The organism is Croceicoccus sp. Ery5 (assembly GCF_020985325.1).
In the GTDB taxonomy this organism is placed as follows: Bacteria; Pseudomonadota; Alphaproteobacteria; order Sphingomonadales; family Sphingomonadaceae; genus Croceicoccus.
Genome location: NZ_CP087587.1, coordinates 2,589,821 through 2,608,363 on the forward strand (window position 1 = coordinate 2,589,821; position 18,543 = coordinate 2,608,363).

Sequence of the window (18,543 nt, forward strand, 5' to 3'; positions counted from 1 at the left end):
CCGCCCCGGCCTCGATCACGTTCTCGCGAGCCGTAAAACGCATAAAAGGCCGCCATTCGGCGACCTTTCAGCAAGAGCCAGCGTTAGGTCACTAAACCGGCCATGCCCATTTACACCGCCGGTCTAGTGAGCCGTGTTAAATTGTCGCAATCGAGGGATGCTGCCCAGCCCAGGGCTGAATCCGGGAAAAAGCATGGGCCGCCGCGAATACTTCCGCGTCGGCCAGCCTCGGCCCGATGATCTGCAGTCCGACGGGCATGCCGTCGACGAACCCACATGGCACCGATGCCGCAGGCAAGCCCAGCACATTGGCTATATATGTGTAGTTGGTGCTTATGTGGTCGATCGAGTATTTGTCAGTGTAGGGCTGGTCCCATTCACCATCCGGGATCAACGGAGCAATCATCCCGACCGTAGGCGTGCATATGAAATCATGGCGCTCGAACACCGTATCAATCCAACGCACCAGTTCTGCACGCGTCTCGAACAGCCGCATATAATCGTCAGCCGAAAACAGCTCTCCACCCATCGCTTTGATCTGGGCAAGCATGGCCTTCACCGGCGGCGTGAAAAGCGCCTGCTTTTCGGCACTGAAGCCAAGCAGCCGACCCGTGCGTCGATAGGAATATTCATTCATCCCGATGAACACGGGCCAGGCCGCGGAATCGGGCAGCGTAACGTCCGCGACTTCGACATTTGCGCCTGCGGTAGAGAACAGCCTGACAGCTTTCTCCGCCACATCGATGGCGCGCGGATCGCCGCCGGTAACGACGCCCCAGTCCCGGCTCCACCCAATCCGCTTTCCGGCCACACCGGCGCCAAGCGCAGACACAAGGTCTGGCGACGGCTCGTCGATGGCGCTTGGGTCGCGCGCATCGCGGCCTGCCAGCACCTGCATTATGATGGCGCCGTCGCGGACATCCTGCGTGATGGGACCCGCCGACGACATGTGGACGCTTACCGGACTGCGCGAAGGAATGCGCCCGGCACTGGGCTGGAACCCGAACACGCCATTCAGTGCTGCAGGTATTCTTGTCGACCCGCCTCCATCGCTGCCAATGGCAAAGGGCGTGATTCCGGCAGCAACGGATGCGGCGGCACCCCCGCTTGACGCGCCGGAAATACGCCTGCGATCCCATGGATTGAGCGTTTCGCCGGCAAGGAACGTTTTGCTCCGCGGGAAAGTTGCGAATTCTGGCGTATTCGTCTTGCCCACGATGATGGCCCCGGCATTGCGGAGGCGTTCGACAAGGATTTCGTCCACGGTAGGGACAAGGTCCTTCATCGCCATCGACCCCTGTGTGGTGACGAGGCCTTTGGTCGCGTAGAGATCCTTTATTGAGATCGGGATTCCGTGAAGCGGACCCAGCCTGTCGCCGCTCGATATCGCCTTTTCGGCCGATGCTGCCTGCGCAAGTGCACCTTCGCGATCGACGGTTATGTATGCGTGGATAAGCGGGTCGATACGATCAATCCGATCAAGAAAATAGCGCGTCAGTTCGACCGGCGACAGCGACTTGTGGGCCATCATTTCTCGAAGCTGCCAAGCCGGAGTCCGCGCCAGGCTTTCCTGTGTTCCAATCAAGCCCGTTGCCTTGCCCAGTGCGGCCGCAGAACTAGCAAACGCCAAGGCTCCGGTCCCGGCGGCCAGACCGTGAAGTGCCTTGCGGCGGGTGAGATGTGTGGGCTGCTTACGCATGATTTCTCCGAGAAATGAGCGACGAGCGGGAGACGCATCGCAATCCGAGTTATTTGGCGAGGCACCCGTTCGACTTCGAAGCAGATCGATCGACAGGTCATCGCAATGAACAGCTGTTGTTTGTCAGAGAGTCCGCATGGCCTTTCCTGCCGACAGGCAGGGTGATTGCTAAAGGGCGGTATCGCGGAATTTGTCGGAGACTCTGTTCCTATCGGTCGGAAGGTAAAGGATCGGGAGGTCTCTATAGATTAAACCCAACTACGGGGCGGCATGGACCTTCCACGAGTCGAGAGGCAAACAGTGATCGAAGCGAAATCATTGAGAGATGCACTGGGTAATTTCGCTACCGGTGTGACCATCGTGACAACCAGCCACGGCGGGCGAAATGTCGGGCTGACTGCGAACAGTTTCAATTCCGTGTCGCTCGATCCGCCTCTTGTGCTGTGGAGCCTGGCGAAGAAGTCGTCAAACATCGAGGCGTTCACGAGTGTCGATGGCTTCGCAGTACATATTCTCGGGGCCGATCAGGAAGCGCTATCGAACCGGTTTGCCACTCCCGGGATCGACAAGTTCGAGGGAGTGGAGTTCGAAACGAGCGCAGGTGGGGTTCCTCTCCTGCAAGATTGTGCTGCGCGCTTCGAATGCCGGACGGCCTATCGATACGATGGCGGCGATCACATCATTTTTGTCGGCGAAGTCCTGGATCTCGAGCAGTCGGAGAAGGAACCTCTGTTGTTCCACCGCGGGAAATATGCGCGCAAGACGTTCCCCGGCGGCGGCGACGGCCAAAATCGCCGCGATCTCAACTATCTTATCGCGCGCGCCTATTTCATGCTCACCGATGATGTCCGGCTCGAGGCTAGGGGTCTTGGCCTGTCTCAGGTCGATCACTATGCGCTCTCGGTACTGATGCAGGGTGGCCCGGCTACTGTCGAGGAGGTCAACTCCATGCTGGACGCATCAGGCTGGCAATGGAGGGAAGACGATATTCAAAGGCTGGTGGCCGAAGGGTATATCGAGCTGTCAGAGGATGCGAGCATCGCTCTGACAAAAGCCGGTCGCGAGACAATGATCGGACTTTTCGCGAAGGCCAAGGCGATGGAGGCTGGCGCCCAGAAAGCGTTCTCTGCTGGGGAACTGGATCAGTTGCGATCGCTGCTGTCTCTGCTTCTCGACACGCTCGACCACCACGGAGATAACCGCTCGACCCAGCATCTTGAAGTGATGAATGCGCTGCAGACCGATCAGGACGACTAGTCGGACGACCGGCGTGTCAGCGTCACGGCGCTGGCTTCGATCCGGGTTCGTTTCCTGACAGGTTGGACCTGACGCAGGGGCTCGGTCTGGCGGAGACTGGTAAGTGCTTCGCGCGTAAGAAGCTGGTAGTCCCCGTCACCATCGTTGCGCCATGAAACTTCCTCGCCCGCTAAGGTGCGGACAATGCGCGCTGGAATACCCATAAGGACGCTGCGTTGGGGTACTTCCATGCCATGCGGAACGAATGACATGGCCGCCACCAGGCATTCGGGGGCGAGGATCGCTGCATCCAGAACGACCGAATTGATCCCGACGAGACAGTTCTCGCCAATCTCGCAGCCGTGAACAACGGCGCCGTGGGCGATAGTGGCGCCGCGCTTGATCACCGTGTCCCTTTCGGTGGACACATGAATCGTGGCATTATCCTGTATGCTGGCGTCCCGCTCGACGATGATCCGCCCGAAATCGGCCCGCAGGCTTGCACCGGGTCCGATATAGCAGCCCGGCCCCACAATCACATCGCCGATCAGCGATGCCAGCGGATGGAGGTAGCTGGCGGCATCCACCACCGGCCGCAGGCCCTGGAATTCGTAACACGGCATCGTGCAGCATCCTCTTGCGGTGGCGATCTGCTCTCGGGGTGAACTCGCGAGGAATTCGCAAGTGGGGAGGCCGATGTACCATCAATCGCTATCGATCTCTTGTTCTCCCACGATCGACAGACCATAGCCTTCAAGTGCTACGAGCTGGTCATGAGGATCATGTCCCTGACGCCTAGCTCAGCAGGGATCTGCACGCCATTGCCGTAATTGCGCTGTTCAGTGTTATCACCTGCCAGTGCCAGTGGGCAGGCCCACGTTAGTTCATCTTGCGCTCGTCCAGTCCGATTCCGCGACCGATGATTTCCAACATGATTTCGCTTGTGCCCGCGAAAATGCGGCTGATGCGCGCATCGGTGTACATGCGGCTGATACGGTATTCTTCCATATACCCCGCGCCGCCATGCAATTGCACGCAGATGTCCATGACGCGCCCTTCCAGCTCGCTGGTCAGAAGCTTTGCCGCCGAGGCATCTTCGGCAGTAAGCTTCTTGTCATTGAGCAACATGACGCATTGATCGACATAGGTCTGCGCCATGTCGAGTTCGGCGCGCATCTGGGCCATCTTGAACCGCGTATTCTGGAACGCCCCGATCGGCTTGCCGAAGGCCCGGCGTTCCTTCACATAATCGAGCGTGAGGTCGAACGCCGTCTGCGCGGTCGCCATGAAACCTATGGCCGCGATCAGCCTTTCCTGCGCCAGCATCCGGGCGAGATATTTGAAACCCTGCCCGGCCTCGCCGATCAGGTTTGCCTGCGGCACCTTCACATCGTTGAAGAACAGCTCTGCCGTGTCCTGGGACTTCAGCCCCATCTTGTCGAGCTTGCGGCCCCGTTCGAACCCTTCCATGCCACGCTCGACAAGGAACAGGCTGATGCCATGCGGCTTGTCGGGATCGGTGCGCGCCGCCACGACTATCAGATCGCCGAGGATGCCGTTGGAGATATAGGTCTTGGCCCCGTTCAATACCCAATGATCGCCATTTTCGACCGCACGGGTCTTCATGCCGGCAAGATCGCTGCCGGTCGAAGGTTCGGTCATGGCTACCGCCAGGACCGTCTCGCCCGACACGATTCCGGGCATGAAGCGATCCCGCTGCTCATCATTGCAGAGCTTGTGGATGTACGGCGCAACAAGATCACTATGCAGGTTGATGTAGAACCCGATGTCGCCATAACGCATGTTCTCTTCGATGATGATCTGGTCGAAACGGAGATCCTCGATCCCCGCACCACCATATTTCTCATCCGCGAACACGCATAGCAGGCCCTGCTCGCCAGCCTTGAGATAGACTTCGCGGTCTACAATTCCGGCTTCGCGCCAGCGGTCAGCATGGGGCCCCACTTCCGTTTGCATGAACTTGCGAACGCTGTCGCGAAACTGCTCGTGCTCGGGTTCGAAGATAGTACGCTGCATCGGTGCTCAGCCTGTCTTGATCGGCGGGTAGAAGACGGTGTTCGCGGCCGCCCGGTCCTGCAACCATTTCGAAGGAGCAAAACGGGCGCCGTAATTGTCCGCCAGCCTGCTGGCATCCTTCACGAATTCGGCAACCCCGATCGTGTCGATGTAGCTGAGCGTGCCGCCCGTCCAGACGGGGAAGCCCCAACCCAATATCGCACCCAGATCCGCATCCTGCGCGGTTTCGAGCACGCCTTCCTCAAGGCATTGCGCGGTTTCATTGGCCTGCGAGTAGAGGAAGCGCTTCTTCAGTTCCTCCTGATCAGGCTGATCGTCGGACACCGGGAATTCCGTGCCGAGACCTTCCCACAGATGTTTGCTGCCATCCTCGGCATATTCGTAGAAGCCGGCACCGGCCTTGCGGCTGCCGCGACCGAGTTCGAGCATCCGGTCGAGCACCTTGCCGCCACGCTCGATCGTATAGAGGTTCCCGTCCTTGCCTTCCGCATCCTTGAGGATCTTGACCGGCAGGTCGATCGTCACCTCGTCCAGCAGGGCGAGCGGGCCGATCGGGAAACCGGCAGCCTTCGCGGCATTCTCGATCCTTGCGGGCTCCACGCCGTCTTCCAGCATCGCAGCGCCTTCGAAGATGAACATGCGAAAGACACGACTGGTGTAGAAACCCTGCGCGTCATTGACGACGATCGGGGTCTTGCGGATCTGGGCGATAAAATCCAGCGACTTGGCCAGCGTCTCGTCCGACGTCTGCTCGCCCATGATGACTTCGACCAGTCCCATGCGATCGACAGGCGAAAAGAAATGCAGGCCGATATATTGGTCCGGCCGCTTGGAAGCCTTGGCAAGCTCCGAAATCGGCAGGGTGGAGGTATTGGTCGCAAAGACCGCGCTCTCCGGCAGGACGGCTTCGGCCTTTTGCGTGGTTTCGGCCTTGATGCCCATATCCTCGAACACCGCCTCGACCACAAGATCGCATCCGTCGAGCAGCGCGAAATCATCGGTCGGGGTGATATGCGCAAGTGCGGAATCGGCCTTGTCCTGCGGCATCTTGCCGCGCTCGACAGCCTTGCCGAAGACTTTCTCGCTATAGCCTTTGCCCTTTGCGGCGGTGGCCGTATCACGGTCGATCAACACCACGTCGATCCCCGCCTTTGCTGCGACAAGCGCGATGCCTGCGCCCATCATGCCCGCGCCCAGTACGCCCAGTTTCTTCACTTCCGACTTCGGCACGCCTTCGGGGCGGCGCGCGCCCTTTTCGGCAGCCTGCTTGGAAATGAAGGTCGTGCGGATGATGTTGCGCGCGACCGGATCGGTCAGCAGCTTGGCGAAATATTTGCCTTCCACCGAAAGCGCCTTGTCCATCGGCAATTGCAAGCCTTCGAACACGCATGACAGGATCGCGGCGGGCGCCGGGTAATTATAGCCATGCTTGCCTGCGACCTGTGCGACGCCGATCGAATAATCCATCGCGACTTCGGGCACGATCATGCCGCGCATTTCGGGAATGGCGTAACCCTTGACGTCCCATATCCGCTCTGCGGGCGGATTGGTGGCCAGCCACTGGCGCGCCTTGTCGACCAGCTGGTCGATAGGTGCGATTTCGTCGACGAGGCCCAGTTCCAGCGCTTCCTTCGGCGCGACCGAACGGCCGGAAAGAAGCAGGTCGAGCCCCTTCTTGCGACCAATCAGGCGCGGCAGGCGCTGCGTGCCGCCCGATCCCGGCAAAAGACCCAGATTGACTTCTGGCAGCCCCACGACGGCACGCGGATCGTCCGACAGCACACGGTGGTGGCATGCCAGTGCCAGTTCGAACCCTCCGCCAAGCGCAAGGCCGTTCATGGCACAGGCGACCGGCTTGCCCATCGTTTCCAGCGCGCGGTGCATTGCCGTTGCCTTCTGGCTGAACGCAAAGGCATCCTTGGGCGTCATGGTTTCATAACCCGCGACCATCAGCTTTAGGTCGGCGCCCGCCATGAAGGCCTTCTTGCCCGATGCGATGATGACGCCGGTAACACTCTCGTCGTCGCGCAGCTCTGCAATTGCGGCATTCATGTCTTCGAGCCATTCGGCCGAAACGACGTTCATGCTCTCATCGGCATTGTCGAGTGTGAGAATGGCGACGCCGTCGGCGCCCTTGTCCAGCTTGATGTGTCGCATGGTTTTGCTCTTTGCGCTTTCACTCATCGGGTCACACCCGTTCGATAATGGTGGCGGTGCCGAGGCCGTTACCGGCGCACAGCAGGGTCATGGCGGTATTGAGGTCGCGGCGTTCCAGCTCGTCGAGCACGGTCCCCAGGATCATGGCTCCCGTCGCGCCAAGCGGATGGCCAAGGGCAATCGCGCCGCCTGCCACATTGGTGATCGCGTGATCGACGTCCAGATGATCCATGAAGCGCAAGACAACGCTCGCGAACGCCTCGTTCAATTCGTAGAGGTCGATATCGCCCTTTTCCATGCCCACGTTCTTCAACGCCTTGCGCGCGACATCGGCAGGCGCGGTCAGCATGATTGTCGGGTCCGAACCGATCGAGGCCCAGCCCTTGATGCGGGCGCGCGGCTTGAGGCCGGCGGCCTTACCGAACTCGGCATTGCCCAGCATGACGATGCCCGAACCATCGACGATACCGCTGGAATTGCCCCCGGTATGGACGTGGTTGATTTCCTCGATCTCGGGATAGCGTTCCTTGGCGACGCGGCCGAAGCCCATCTTGGCAAAGGGCGGGAAGGCAGCCTTCAGCCCCGCGAGCGATTCCATGGTCGTCGCCGGCCGCCGATATTCGTCATTATCCAGTACGACTTCGCCCATCACGTCCTTTACGGGCACGATCGAGTGGTCGAAGTTGCCTTCGTCCCATGACTTAGCGGCGCGGCGCTGGCTTTCCACCGCATAGCTGTCGACATCTTCGCGGCTGTAACCTTCGAGGGTAGCGATCATGTCTGCGCCAAGGCCTTGCGGGGCATAGTAGTTTTGCAGCGCGACGGCGGGATCCGCGACCCATGCACCGCTGTCATAACCCATGATTACACGGCTCATGCTTTCGACGCCGCCACCGATGCCTGCGCTGGCCATGCCGCTAGCGACCTGCGCAGCGACATTGTTCACGGCCTCAAGCCCGGACGCGCAAAAGCGGTGCAATTGCTGGCCGCCAACGCTGTGGGCATAGCCCGCGTTCACCACCGCGCCGCGGGCGAGCACGCCGCCCTGCTCGCCCACGGGCTGCGCGCAGCCGATCACCACATCGTCCAGCAGGGCGGTATTAAGGCCATTGCGATCGCGGATTTCCTGCAGCAACTGGGTAACCAGTTCGATGGCGGGAATTTCATGAAGTGAGCCATCCGCCCGACCGCGCCCGCGCGGTGTCCGAACGTGGTCATAGATAAATACATCACGCATTGGAGCGATTCTCCCGAAGTCGACCGTGAACGAACCTTTGTCCGTTCTTTTGGTGACCCCCATCCGGGCCGCAGGCTATCTCATCACCTACCCTGCGATAGGATATCTCCATTCAAAACACGGGCTTTCGTTGGTGCATGGGGACGCAAAATGTCGAAATGAACCGCAGGGTCATACTCGTATCGAGACCGGCCAGCATAGCGCAGGTCGCCAATTTTGCGATGGACCGGACTGCGGTTCCGCCTTTGGGCGAAGGTCAACTTCGTATCGCCAATCGCTTCTTGTCGGTTGACCCTGCGATGCGTGGCTGGATCGCAGATGCCGGTAATTATTCGGATCCCGTGCCCGTCGGCGGCGTAATGCGTTCGCTGGCGGTGGGCGAAATCACGGAAAGTCGCCATCCCGACTGGCGCGAGGGTCAGATCGTCCTCGGCTGGTTCGGCTGGCAGGAAATCGCAACAGTCGGGTCGGATGCAATCGTGCGCGCGGTTTCACAGCCGGATCTTTCCCCTTCCCTTGCGCTTGGCGTACTGGGCATCAACGGCATCACGGCCTTTCTTGCCCTGACGATGGTGGGCGAACCGAAAGCGGGCGATACGCTGGTCGTGTCGACAGCGGGCGGGTCCGTAGGGTCAGCCGTCGGGCAGATCGGCCGCATGCTGGGGTGCCGCACCGTGGGCATTGCAGGCGGACCAGCCAAGGTCAGCCAGTGCATCGAAGACTTCGGCTTCGATGCGGCAATCGATTACAAGGCCGCAGGACTGGACGAGGCGCTGGCGAAGGCGTGTCCGGATGGCGTCGACATATATTTCGACAATACGTCGGGTGCGGTCAGCGATGCGGTCTTGCCGCAACTGGCCATGCATGCGCGTGTGGTCAATTGCGGTACCGCCGCCATAGATCGCTGGAACCCGTGGCCGTCCGGACCGCGCGTGGAGCGGCACCTCCTTGTGAAGCGCGCCCGAATGCAGGGGTTTGTCGTGTTCGACCATTTCGACCGCTGGGAAGAATCCGTCGCGACGCTGGCGCAATGGGTGCGGGAAGGAAAGCTGCGCTACAGTGAGGAGATGCTGGACGGCCTTGAGATGTGCCCCGATGCCCTTGCCGGGCTCTACCGCGGCGAGAACGCGGGAAAGCGCGTCATCCGGCTGTAGTCCATGCATCGACGATGTCTTCGACAGTAGCCGACCGGCTGGGCGTCACCTGCCCGGGCGTCGCCGAGAAGCGCGGCGCTGGTGCGGCCTGCATCACCCCATTATGATCGATGAACACGCTGCGTTCGGCGTTGACCGGGTGCCGGGTGGCTTCGCTAAGGGAGAGGACCGGTGAAACGCAGGCGTCGGTGCCCGCAAATCGCTGCTCCCAATCGTCGCGGGATGCCGATGCGAAGATCCGCTTGAACTCTGCCTGCATGGCGGGCCACTGCGACCGGTCATTCTGGTCATACCGGTCCTGCGGCACATTCAGCCCGTCCAGCAGCGCAGCGAAGAATTGCGGCTCCAACGCGCCAACCGCGACCGATCCGCCACAATGGCACAGGTAGCATTGATAGAACGGCGCACCCCCGTCGAGGAGGTTGGATTCGGGTTCGTCCTGCCAAAGCCCGTTGGCCACGAATGCATGATAAAGGCCCAGCAGGTTTGCCACGCCATCGACCATGGCTGCATCGACGACCTGGCCCCTACCGGTCTGGCGCGCAGACAGGACTGCGGAAACGATCCCCAGCGCCATAAACATTGTGCCGCCGGCATAATCGCCCAAAAGGTTGAGCGGCACTGTCGGCGGTTCACCCTTTTTCCCGATGGCATGCAAGGCGCCTGTCATCGCGATATAGTTGATGTCATGGCCCGCGGCCTTGCTAAGGCTGCCTTCCTGCCCCCAACCCGTCATGCGTCCGAAGACAAGACGCGGATTGCGCGCGAGGCAATTGTCTGGCCCAAGCCCCAAACGCTCCATCACGCCGGGACGCGCGCCTTCAATAAGCGCATCAGCATGATCGGCCAGTTCCAGAAGCGCCTGTTTCCCCTTATCGGATTTCAGGTCGAGCTGCACTTCAGTGCGACCGCGCAGGACCACCGCATCACCGATATCGCCCCACGCCGAATGCCCTCCCGGCCGGGTGACGCGCACGACTTCGGCGCCGAGGCCCGAGAGGATCATCCCGCACAGCGGCACAGGTCCGATCGCGTCCATTTCGACTATTCGAATACCGGCTAGCGGTCCGTGCGGCATTGGGGGCCCTCGTATTCCTAGGTGAGGTGATCGGCGCATGGGCAGCGCGCAATCCCGTCAGGTGTTGGTTGCCTCCGGCCCTAACCTCGAGCCGATTCACGACCCCTGCCCTTCGATAGGGCGCGCCAACTTACGATCGAAACCTTTTACCCCGGGCGAAGCTCGCAACTGATCATAGACCTATCGTCCGAAAGGGGAAGCCGTTCGCATTGGGCAGATAGGGCATTTTCTCCACCCAAGATCGTCGTATCGCCGATACAGATTTCACCTGACACCTGGCGCTAGACCAAGCGTAAATCTGCTAGGCGGATTACGCCGCGACCGCATTGCCATATTGAAGAGGCCCTAGCCGCATGACCGCTCCGCTCGATACCGAAAAGCTGCTTTCCTATGCCATCCCGGAAACGCATGATGACTATGATCCTCGCGACGCGATCATCTACGCTCTGGGCGTGGGAGCTGGTCTGACAAGCGAAATTGACGAGACGAGCCTGGTATTTGAGCGCAATCTGCAGGTTTTACCGACAATGGCTCTGGTACTCGGTACGCCCGGCTTCTGGGCGATGGACCCGGCCACGGGGCTGGACTGGCTGTCGATCCTGCACGGGGAACAGCGCCTGAAGATTCATGTGCCGCTGGAATCGGCTGGCACGTTGATCGGGACCACCAAGGTGACGGATGTCGCCGACAAGGGACCCGGCAAGCCCGCACTGATCCGGGCAAAGAAGGAGGTTCGCACCCTAAGCGGGCTTCTTGTCGCAGAAACGTCCGAGATATGGTTCATTCAGGGTGCCGGAGGCTTTGGCGGAGAGCGCAGCCTGCCTGCGGAGCCCCAGTTCCCGATACCCGACCGAGATCCCGACCTTGAGGTCGTGCTGCCCACCTGCCTTGCCCAAGCGGCGATCTATCGCCTTTCGGGAGACAGAAATCCGCTGCATATCGATCCGGAAACAGCGGCGTCGGTCGGTTTCGACCGGCCCATCATGCACGGGCTGGGCACGATGGGAATCGTCGCGCGCGCGCTAATCCATGGCGCCTGCGGCGGCGTGGCGGCAAGCCTGCGCGAAATGAACGTGCGCTTCACCGCGCCGGTCTATCCCGGCGACGACATCCACACCCATATCTGGCAGGATGGCGACACACTGCATTTCCGCGCTTTCCGCAACGGAACGCAGGAGCGCGTGATCGACAACGGGTTCGCGCGGATCGTCCACGCCGCTGCGTGACGCGATCCGTCACTTACGGCATGGGATGACTACGCGCCGTGGCGATCTGTCGTCGCGCGCGGTCCGGCGGTAATGCGTACCAGCAGGATGGCGCAGATCGATACCGCCGAACCGATCGATATGATCAGCGATACCGCCTCGACATCGAGACCGCGGGCAAACAATATTCCGGCAAGGGCGGGCCCCATGGCCGCCCCTGCCCTGCCAAAGCCGATTCCGAAACCGGTGCCGGTTGCCCGCACATGCGGCGGAAAGGCCATCGCCAGCAAGGCATAGAAGCCGACCGCCGCTGCGTTCGAAAAAAACGCGGTGACGCCCGCGATCCAGCCCAGCATGGCGATATCCTCGGGCGCTTGTCCGAATATGTTGAGCATGACAAAGGCGCCGGCAAGGGCGATCACCGTTGCCTTCTTGATCCCGATCCTGAGCGCCACCACCCCCAGCAGGCCGCCGCCGATCGCGCCGCCCAGCATGGCCTTGGTCAGCACGCCGCCACCCGCGCTGGCATCGAAACCCATGTCCACCACCAGCTTGGGTATCCATTTCACGAAATAATAATAGGCCGTGACATGGGTCAGATAGGCGAGCGTCAGCAGCAAGGTGCGCGACAGCAACGGCGGCCTTAGAATATCGGCAATCGACGACCTTCTTGGGCCAGCGGACGGTTCGGGCAGTTCGGTCGCTTCGGGCAGGCGAAAGCGCCGAAGGATCGTGTTGATCCGTTGCAGGGCATTGGCGGGGCGGCGATCGACCAGCCAGTCGGGTGTTTCCGGGATCAGGAAGAAAGACAGCGGTATGGCCGCGATGGTCAGCCCTGCCCCCAGATAGAACACGCCGCGCCAGTCACCGGCATCAAGAACATTTGCCGCCATCATCCCGCCAAGGAATGCCCCCAGCGGATAGCCTGTCACCATCAGCGGCAGGACAAGGCTGCGATAGCGGGCGTTGGAAAATTCGGCGACCGTGGCATTCAGGGCAGCCAGCATGCCACCGATGCCCAGACCGGTCAGCAGGCGCCACAGCGACAATTGCGCAACGCCCGTTGCGGTGGGGACCAGAAGCATGCCCGCCCCCATCACCGTCAGGCAGCCCAATATCGTGGGACGCCGTCCGAATCTGTCGGCCATGCCGCCAAGCAGGATCGATCCCACCGCCATGCCGATAAGTTCCATCGACAGAACCCAGCCCAGCACATCCTGCGGAACCTGCCACTCCTCGGCGATACCCGGTGCCGCAAAGCTGATCGACATGACGTCGAAGCCGTCGAGCGCGTTCAGCAATATCGTCATGCCCAGCGCGGCGATCTGCCAGCCGCCCAGCCTGCCCTCGTCCACTATCTCGCGCGGCGTTTTCGCCATCATCTTCTCCCCAAAGACACCGGCAAATACTTCATCGATCCCGTTCGGGGTTTCAGCTTGCGCGGATCTTGACCTCTCCCGGATGGTACACGACCTTCGCCGCGCCGCTAAATTTACTCTTTCTGGTCGACGGGGGTCATATTGCTCATGAAGGCATAGAAATCCGGTCCAAGTTCCGGCAGGTCCATCCCAAGGCGTTCGGCGAGATACAGCGTCATGAAGTTGGCATTCAACGATTTGTTGGTTGACGGGATATTGCCCATCGCGACCTGCCTGTCGAACGCCCCTACCACGACCAGCGCCATGCGCAGGGCCACCACGACATCGTAATACTCCAGGTGGTCCGCCTTGCGTCCGTTGGCCGCCTCCCAGATCGCCACGGTTTCATCCCGCGTGGGAAGCCCTTCCAGCCGTTCGACGCCAAAGCGGCGGCTGAACAGATCGTCGAAATACAGCCACCACGCAAGGTCCAGCTCCGCAGGCCCAAGCGCTGCCAGCTCCCAGTCGATCAAGGCGTTGACGCGGCCGTCCTGCGCAAACATCACATTCGATGGCGTGCTGTCGCCCCACAGCACGTTCACGGGCGTATCCGTCGGCTGATGCTTGCGGATATAGTCCATTGCGGCATCGACATAGGGCATATCGCGGTTCTTGCGGCATGCGTTGTACCAGGCCTCGATATAGCCGAGATACTGGTCCAGCCCCGGCGCGCCCCAATCGGGACGGGCCATGAAGCCAAAGCCATTTTCCTGCCAGTCGATCTGCGCCATTCCCGCATAGGCTTCGACCGCATTGCGCCATGTCGCGGCGCGCTGGTCGGGCGACATATCGTACAGCCAGCCCGCCTTGTTATAGTTGGGATTCTGGGTCGCTGCGTGGCCGTCCACCCGTCCCATGACGATAAAGGGCATTTCCAGCACTGCGGGGTCCAGTTCCATCCCGATCCATTCCGGAACCGGGATCGACCCCAATGCGTCGAGGGCCGCGATCATCTGCCCCTGCAACTCCAGACTGGAACCGAACACGACCTCGTGATCCTGGGGCTGACGGCGAACCACCAGGGTCTTCGATTGCGGCCCGTTCGGGCTGGTGTATTCGACATCGACAAAGAAGATCTGGGCGGAAAAACCCGATCCGGTGGTCACTTCCAGCGGTTCGATCCGCACGTCGCGCCAGCCATCGACATTGGCCTCAAGCCAGTCTCGCAGCCGCTCCCGAACCTGCGACGGCGTCATCACAGGCCCTTCCCGGCAAGTGCGCGTTTCAATTCACTGGCAAGGGGGCCCATGTCTTTCGGCGCAGCGCCATGCAAAAGGATCTCGTCCGCCCCGGCATCCAGATATTGCATCAACTGGTCGGCGCAGCGCGACGCGGTGCCGACGGCGGCGCCCTCGTCGATCCATTGCTGCGGCAGCAATTGGCCCACATCGACCAGTTCCTGCCTTGTATAGGCCTGATCGGCCGGCTTGCCGTTCAGGGACGCGATCTTGGGATGGGCACGCACCTTGTCGAGCACCGCCTTGTCCCACTCGTTGATCTCGACGATCAGATCGCCAAATCCGGGCAATTCGAAATATGTAATGGCCCGCCCGCGGACCACTGCGTCCTCCTCGTCCTTCGGCAGGTCGGGAGCTACGATGATATTGTGGTAGATGCGCACGGACATGGGGTCGCGGCCGGCCTTTTCGGCGGCATCGCGCACGATCTTTGTGCTGTTCGCCACACCGGTTGGCGAAACGAACGGGTGCAGCAACACGCCGTCACAATGCTCGCCCGCAAAAGCAAGGCTTTTCGGTCCCATGGCGGTAAAGATGATCGGCGGCTTTGGTCCTTTATGCAGGTCCGTAAGCTTGAGAGTGGGGAACTTGCCGAGGATCCCTTCGTAGGAAACCGTCTCGCCATCCCACAAGCGTCGATAGATGGAGATATAATCGGCAAGCCGCTCCATCGTGATCGCGGGCGCGCCCATCATCTTCATATAGGCCGGCACGGCCCGGGCGAACATGATGCCAAAGCGGTTGTCGCTCATCGCCTGCATCATGTTGGCGATGCTGGCCGTGACCAGCGGATGCCGCATCGTGGCATAGAATGTGCCGTTGATCCGGATCTTGTCCGTCGCTTCCGCCACAGCGCCCGCAAGGACGGCCGGTTCCTTCAGAGCGAAGCGTTCGGAAATCCAGATGGCGCCAAGGCCAATCCGCTCTGCCTCTTGGGCCTCCTCGATACCGCGACGAGGATCGTCGACGCGTCCGGGGAGGATATAGGTTCCGAACTTATCGAACAGGGCCCGCGCACCTGGTTCCGTCATTTTCACTCTCCAATCAAAAATTTGCGCCAAGCTTTCACTGACAATGTCGAGGGACAACCTCTCCAAAGGCAGGCAGACCGTATTCAATCCGGTGACAGGGTGCAGCATTGGGAGATTTTCATGGACACCATATCAGAACCCTTGGCCCGGCTTGTCGCTTTTGAAGCGATCAAGAATGTGAAAGCGCGCTATTGCCGCTTTCTCGATACCAAGGACTGGCCGGCATTTGCGGCGCTGTTCACAGCCGACGCGATGATGGACGTTCACGAGGACACCGGGCGGGAGCCCGTGTTCGGCGTGGATGCCATCGTTGCGCAAGTCCGCTTTGCCGTCGATCACGCCGCCACCAGCCACCAGGTTCATTCGCCGGAGATCGACCTAGCCGGCGGGGACACCGCCCATGTGAAATGGGCGATGCAGGACCGGGTCGTCTGGCAACCGGGCCAGTCGCCTATCGAAGGCGTGCAATCGATTACCGGTTATGGCCAGTACCACGAAGTCTACCGGCGGGTGGACGGCGAATGGAAAATCACTTCGCTTCGCCTGTCGCGTTTTCATGTAGACATGCATGGGGCATGAAAATTCACCCCGGCGCCCAGAGCCGGACTAGACCTCCCAGGCCAGTTCCAGTTTCGGCACATGGGTGATGTTGCCGGCATGATATTTGATGTCGAACCCATCAGCGACGCGGAAGGGCGGCACCAGTTTCAACCAGTGTTCAAGCGCGGTCTGCAACTCCATGCGGGCAAGATGCATGCCGAGGCATTTGTGGATGCCGAAACCCAGCGAGATATGCGGCGCCTTGCGGTCGAACCGCACTTCCTGCGGATTCTCGTAATAGTCCGGATCATACCCGGCGACCGCGGTCGAGATACCCACGTAATCGCCGGGCATGATTTTCTGCCCCCGGATTTCGACCTCCTTGGCTGCGATACGAAACACGCTGACCGGGGCGAATGCGCGCAGGAATTCCTCGACCGCCAGAACGATCTGTTTGGGATTATCGCGTAATTCCTGCTGTTTATCGGGATATCTTGCCAGAAAGGTGAAGATGTTGCCCATCAGCGACGTCACGGTGTCGAGCCCGCCGATGAAAAGGTTGAAGCAGTGGCCGAAAACTTCCTTGTCGTTCCATTTGCGGCCATTGATCTCATAATCGAAAATGCCGCTGATGTAGTCATCACCCGGGTTGGCCCGACGCTCGGCAATCACCTCGTTCAAATAATCGACGACCTTCTGGACCGCGCGTGTCCGCAGTTCGAAGTCGTTGGTATGGAAGATGTTTTTCTCCCACTCCAGGAATTCGGGCATTCTGTCCTGCGGCAAACCGAGCAGGTCGAGGACGATGAAAATGGGGAATTTCGCCGAGAACTCCTCGACGAATTCGCAATGTCCCTGGTCTTTGAAATTGTCGATCAAGGCGACCGCACGCTCGTGAAGTTCGTCGCGCATCCGTGCGATCTTCTGGGGCGCGAAGAACGGGTTCAACGCCTTGCGATACTCACCATGCTCGGGCGGGTCGGTCTCGGTGGGGATGACCAGCCAGTCTTCGCCGATCGACTGGGCGAACTTGCCCATGCCATTCTTGGTATAATTGTCCGCGTCGCGAAGGACTTCGTGCATATCCTCCACCTTTGTCAGCAGCCATCCGCCCTGATCGCCGGGAAAGATATTCGTACACCAGGTGACAGGCGGAAGCGTCCGCTGAATTTCTGGCAGCATGACCTCCTGCGGGCAAACATCGACATTCTCACGCTTGAAGAAGTCGAGCGTGACCACCTTGTCGGCAGGAACATGCGCCGGGATTTCACGAGTCGGGGCGGAAGCCATTGTCATTCTCCGTCAATTCTCTGGAATCACCAGATGATGCGCATCTGCGCTGCGAGTCGGCGGTCGCGCAATGCTTCGCTGCGTTCCTGCGGACTCACGCGCCTTGTTGCTTCGGGCAGATGCGACAGGACATCGTCTATCTTGACCTTTCTTATGGTAGGCATCGGCTTTTCGCTGGCCTCGAACCACCGTCCCTGAATGGCCCCTGCGGGATAACCCGACGTATCGAGCCAGTTGTGCACGCCGGGATCCCGCGAAGAAATCACCGTGCGGAACACACCATCGGGATCGACCACGCCCTGCACGTCGTTCAGGCTTGCCTGGTTGTTGTACCAGTCGGTCGTCTCGTACAGTTCATTGGTCAGGATGATCGACCAATAGCGGTAGCTTTGCGGGACGCGAACTTCGCTAATGAGTGCCTCGTCGTCGGCCAGCTCATAGGCGCCCTCGTAATAGAATTGCCCCTTGAGTCCGGACATTTGCGAGACATCGAAAATCTTGAGCTTGTTGAGATATCCCTCGTCCCGCAATTCCTCGACATGGGTTGGGAAAGCCAATGCACAGACGCGGGTGATGAAGGGCATTTCATCGAAAGCGGCGTGCAAGTCGTCAGCGCTTGGGCGGCCCTTGGCATCATCGACGTCAAGCCGCGCAATTCCGAACCGGGGCTCTCGCTCAGCGCCCCAGTCGCATGACACGATACGCACCATGAACTTTTCGCATTGCGGGTCCAGCGCGGCCCAGTTCCCGGTGTAACTGGCAGGACGCTCCGGCGAGATGACAAGTTCGAACGATCCGTCTTCGCCGACGGTCAGATCGTCGAAATCGGTCTGCCCCAACAGCGGGCTGTGCTGACCGGTCCGCAGCGTGTCGGGTCCCATTTGGGCAAGGATGATCATTCGCACCGTACCGCGATCGCCCCGCAACAGATAGCTGCCGCCCTTCTCGATGATCGCCGATTTGTAGATCGTGTCGGCATTGGGCTGGAAGATGTTCTGCGCAATGTTCAGTTCGGGCACGAATATCGGATGGCGGCGATCACCAACAAGCGCATCTGAACTCGCCCGCGCAAGGCCCGCCAGCAACAGGCGCATCGATTCCGCCAAGATCTGCGGATCGCTGCGCAGCCGTTCCGGCACGCGCGTCCGCATCGCATCGCCCAGCGGTCGCAATTCATCGACCAGCTTTTCCCACGACAGACCGTCTGCACTCATGCCCAACTC

15 protein-coding genes are annotated in these 18,543 nt (G+C 60.4%); 4 read left to right on the plus strand and 11 right to left on the minus strand.

What is annotated here, in order from left to right; genetic code table 11:
• Positions 1 to 136: 136 nt before the first annotated feature.
• A complete protein-coding gene (locus LOZ74_RS12220) occupies positions 137 to 1,699 on the minus strand; it encodes an amidase (protein ID WP_230291450.1) in 1,563 nt (520 codons plus the stop codon).
• A 300-nt stretch (positions 1,700 to 1,999) separates the two neighbouring features.
• Here LOZ74_RS12220 and LOZ74_RS12225 point away from each other — a divergent pair, with 300 nt between their 5' ends.
• Entirely contained in the window at positions 2,000 to 2,956 is a 957-nt protein-coding gene (locus LOZ74_RS12225; protein WP_230291451.1) for a flavin reductase family protein, read from the plus strand.
• On the opposite strand, the gene LOZ74_RS12230 is transcribed toward LOZ74_RS12225, so the two are convergent.
• From LOZ74_RS12230 to LOZ74_RS12245, 4 genes are all read right to left on the minus strand, one after another.
• Entirely contained in the window at positions 2,953 to 3,558 is a 606-nt protein-coding gene (locus LOZ74_RS12230) for a gamma carbonic anhydrase family protein (RefSeq protein WP_230291452.1), read from the minus strand. The genes LOZ74_RS12225 and LOZ74_RS12230 overlap by 4 nt on opposite strands.
• Positions 3,559 to 3,814: 256 nt before the next feature.
• Positions 3,815 to 4,972 (minus strand): acyl-CoA dehydrogenase family protein, encoded by a 1,158-nt coding sequence (locus tag LOZ74_RS12235; RefSeq protein WP_230280612.1) that lies wholly within the window; start codon positions 4,970 to 4,972, stop codon positions 3,815 to 3,817.
• 6 nt (positions 4,973 to 4,978) lie between these two features.
• Positions 4,979 to 7,129, minus strand: coding sequence for a 3-hydroxyacyl-CoA dehydrogenase NAD-binding domain-containing protein (locus LOZ74_RS12240; RefSeq protein WP_230291453.1), 2,151 nt, complete (start codon positions 7,127 to 7,129; stop codon positions 4,979 to 4,981).
• A 31-nt stretch (positions 7,130 to 7,160) separates the two neighbouring features.
• Complete coding sequence (locus tag LOZ74_RS12245; RefSeq protein ID WP_230291454.1) at positions 7,161 to 8,366, minus strand: acetyl-CoA C-acetyltransferase; 1,206 nt, start codon at positions 8,364 to 8,366, stop codon at positions 7,161 to 7,163.
• 221 nt (positions 8,367 to 8,587) lie between these two features.
• Between LOZ74_RS12245 and LOZ74_RS12250 the strand changes: the two genes are divergently transcribed.
• Entirely contained in the window at positions 8,588 to 9,520 is a 933-nt protein-coding gene (locus LOZ74_RS12250; RefSeq protein WP_230291455.1) for an NADP-dependent oxidoreductase, read from the plus strand.
• Here the strand turns inward: LOZ74_RS12250 and LOZ74_RS12255 are convergent.
• The gene (locus tag LOZ74_RS12255; RefSeq protein WP_370638828.1) at positions 9,507 to 10,637 is read right to left on the minus strand and encodes a CaiB/BaiF CoA transferase family protein; all 1,131 of its coding nucleotides are present in this window, start codon (positions 10,635 to 10,637) and stop codon (positions 9,507 to 9,509) included. The two genes, LOZ74_RS12250 and LOZ74_RS12255, sit on opposite strands and share 14 nt — an antisense overlap.
• Positions 10,638 to 10,951: 314 nt before the next feature.
• On the opposite strand from LOZ74_RS12255, the gene LOZ74_RS12260 reads away from it, so the two are divergent.
• Complete coding sequence (locus LOZ74_RS12260; RefSeq protein ID WP_230291457.1) at positions 10,952 to 11,824, plus strand: MaoC/PaaZ C-terminal domain-containing protein; 873 nt, start codon at positions 10,952 to 10,954, stop codon at positions 11,822 to 11,824.
• A gap of 29 nt (positions 11,825 to 11,853) precedes the next feature.
• On the opposite strand, the gene LOZ74_RS12265 is transcribed toward LOZ74_RS12260, so the two are convergent.
• The 3 genes from LOZ74_RS12265 to LOZ74_RS12275 form a co-directional block, all read right to left on the minus strand.
• Entirely contained in the window at positions 11,854 to 13,185 is a 1,332-nt protein-coding gene (locus tag LOZ74_RS12265) for an MFS transporter (RefSeq protein WP_230291458.1), read from the minus strand.
• A 110-nt stretch (positions 13,186 to 13,295) separates the two neighbouring features.
• Positions 13,296 to 14,417, minus strand: a complete 1,122-nt coding sequence (locus tag LOZ74_RS12270) for a phosphotransferase family protein (RefSeq protein WP_230280605.1) — start codon at positions 14,415 to 14,417, stop codon at positions 13,296 to 13,298.
• Entirely contained in the window at positions 14,417 to 15,490 is a 1,074-nt protein-coding gene (locus tag LOZ74_RS12275) for a TIGR03857 family LLM class F420-dependent oxidoreductase (RefSeq protein ID WP_230280604.1), read from the minus strand. The genes LOZ74_RS12270 and LOZ74_RS12275 overlap by 1 nt, the downstream gene beginning before the upstream one ends.
• A gap of 21 nt (positions 15,491 to 15,511) precedes the next feature.
• Here LOZ74_RS12275 and LOZ74_RS12280 point away from each other — a divergent pair, with 21 nt between their 5' ends.
• Positions 15,512 to 16,069 (plus strand): nuclear transport factor 2 family protein, encoded by a 558-nt coding sequence (locus LOZ74_RS12280; protein WP_370638829.1) that lies wholly within the window; start codon positions 15,512 to 15,514, stop codon positions 16,067 to 16,069.
• Positions 16,070 to 16,096: 27 nt separating this feature from the next.
• On the opposite strand, the gene LOZ74_RS12285 is transcribed toward LOZ74_RS12280, so the two are convergent.
• A complete protein-coding gene (locus tag LOZ74_RS12285; protein WP_230291459.1) occupies positions 16,097 to 17,320 on the minus strand; it encodes a cytochrome P450 in 1,224 nt (407 codons plus the stop codon).
• Between the two features lie 26 nt (positions 17,321 to 17,346).
• Positions 17,347 to 18,534, minus strand: coding sequence for a DUF1214 domain-containing protein (locus tag LOZ74_RS12290; protein ID WP_230280601.1), 1,188 nt, complete (start codon positions 18,532 to 18,534; stop codon positions 17,347 to 17,349).
• Positions 18,535 to 18,543: the final 9 nt, after the last annotated feature.

Bases quoted from the DNA above. Each gene is read 5' to 3' on its own strand.
- LOZ74_RS12220 (WP_230291450.1), bottom strand. From the start codon at position 1,699: ATGCGTAAGCAGCCCACACATCTCACCCGCCGCAAGGCACTTCACGGT.
- LOZ74_RS12230 (WP_230291452.1), bottom strand. From the start codon at position 3,558: ATGCCGTGTTACGAATTCCAGGGCCTGCGGCCGGTGGTGGATGCCGCC.
- LOZ74_RS12235 (WP_230280612.1), bottom strand. From the start codon at position 4,972: ATGCAGCGTACTATCTTCGAACCCGAGCACGAGCAGTTTCGCGACAGC.
- LOZ74_RS12240 (WP_230291453.1), bottom strand. From the start codon at position 7,129: ATGCGACACATCAAGCTGGACAAGGGCGCCGACGGCGTCGCCATTCTC.
- LOZ74_RS12245 (WP_230291454.1), bottom strand. From the start codon at position 8,366: ATGCGTGATGTATTTATCTATGACCACGTTCGGACACCGCGCGGGCGC.
- LOZ74_RS12250 (WP_230291455.1), top strand. From the start codon at position 8,588: ATGGACCGGACTGCGGTTCCGCCTTTGGGCGAAGGTCAACTTCGTATC.
- LOZ74_RS12255 (WP_370638828.1), bottom strand. From the start codon at position 10,637: ATGCGCCGATCACCTCACCTAGGAATACGAGGGCCCCCAATGCCGCAC.
- LOZ74_RS12260 (WP_230291457.1), top strand. From the start codon at position 10,952: ATGACCGCTCCGCTCGATACCGAAAAGCTGCTTTCCTATGCCATCCCG.
- LOZ74_RS12265 (WP_230291458.1), bottom strand. From the start codon at position 13,185: ATGATGGCGAAAACGCCGCGCGAGATAGTGGACGAGGGCAGGCTGGGC.
- LOZ74_RS12270 (WP_230280605.1), bottom strand. From the start codon at position 14,417: ATGACGCCGTCGCAGGTTCGGGAGCGGCTGCGAGACTGGCTTGAGGCC.
- LOZ74_RS12275 (WP_230280604.1), bottom strand. From the start codon at position 15,490: ATGACGGAACCAGGTGCGCGGGCCCTGTTCGATAAGTTCGGAACCTAT.
- LOZ74_RS12285 (WP_230291459.1), bottom strand. From the start codon at position 17,320: ATGGCTTCCGCCCCGACTCGTGAAATCCCGGCGCATGTTCCTGCCGAC.
- LOZ74_RS12290 (WP_230280601.1), bottom strand. From the start codon at position 18,534: ATGAGTGCAGACGGTCTGTCGTGGGAAAAGCTGGTCGATGAATTGCGA.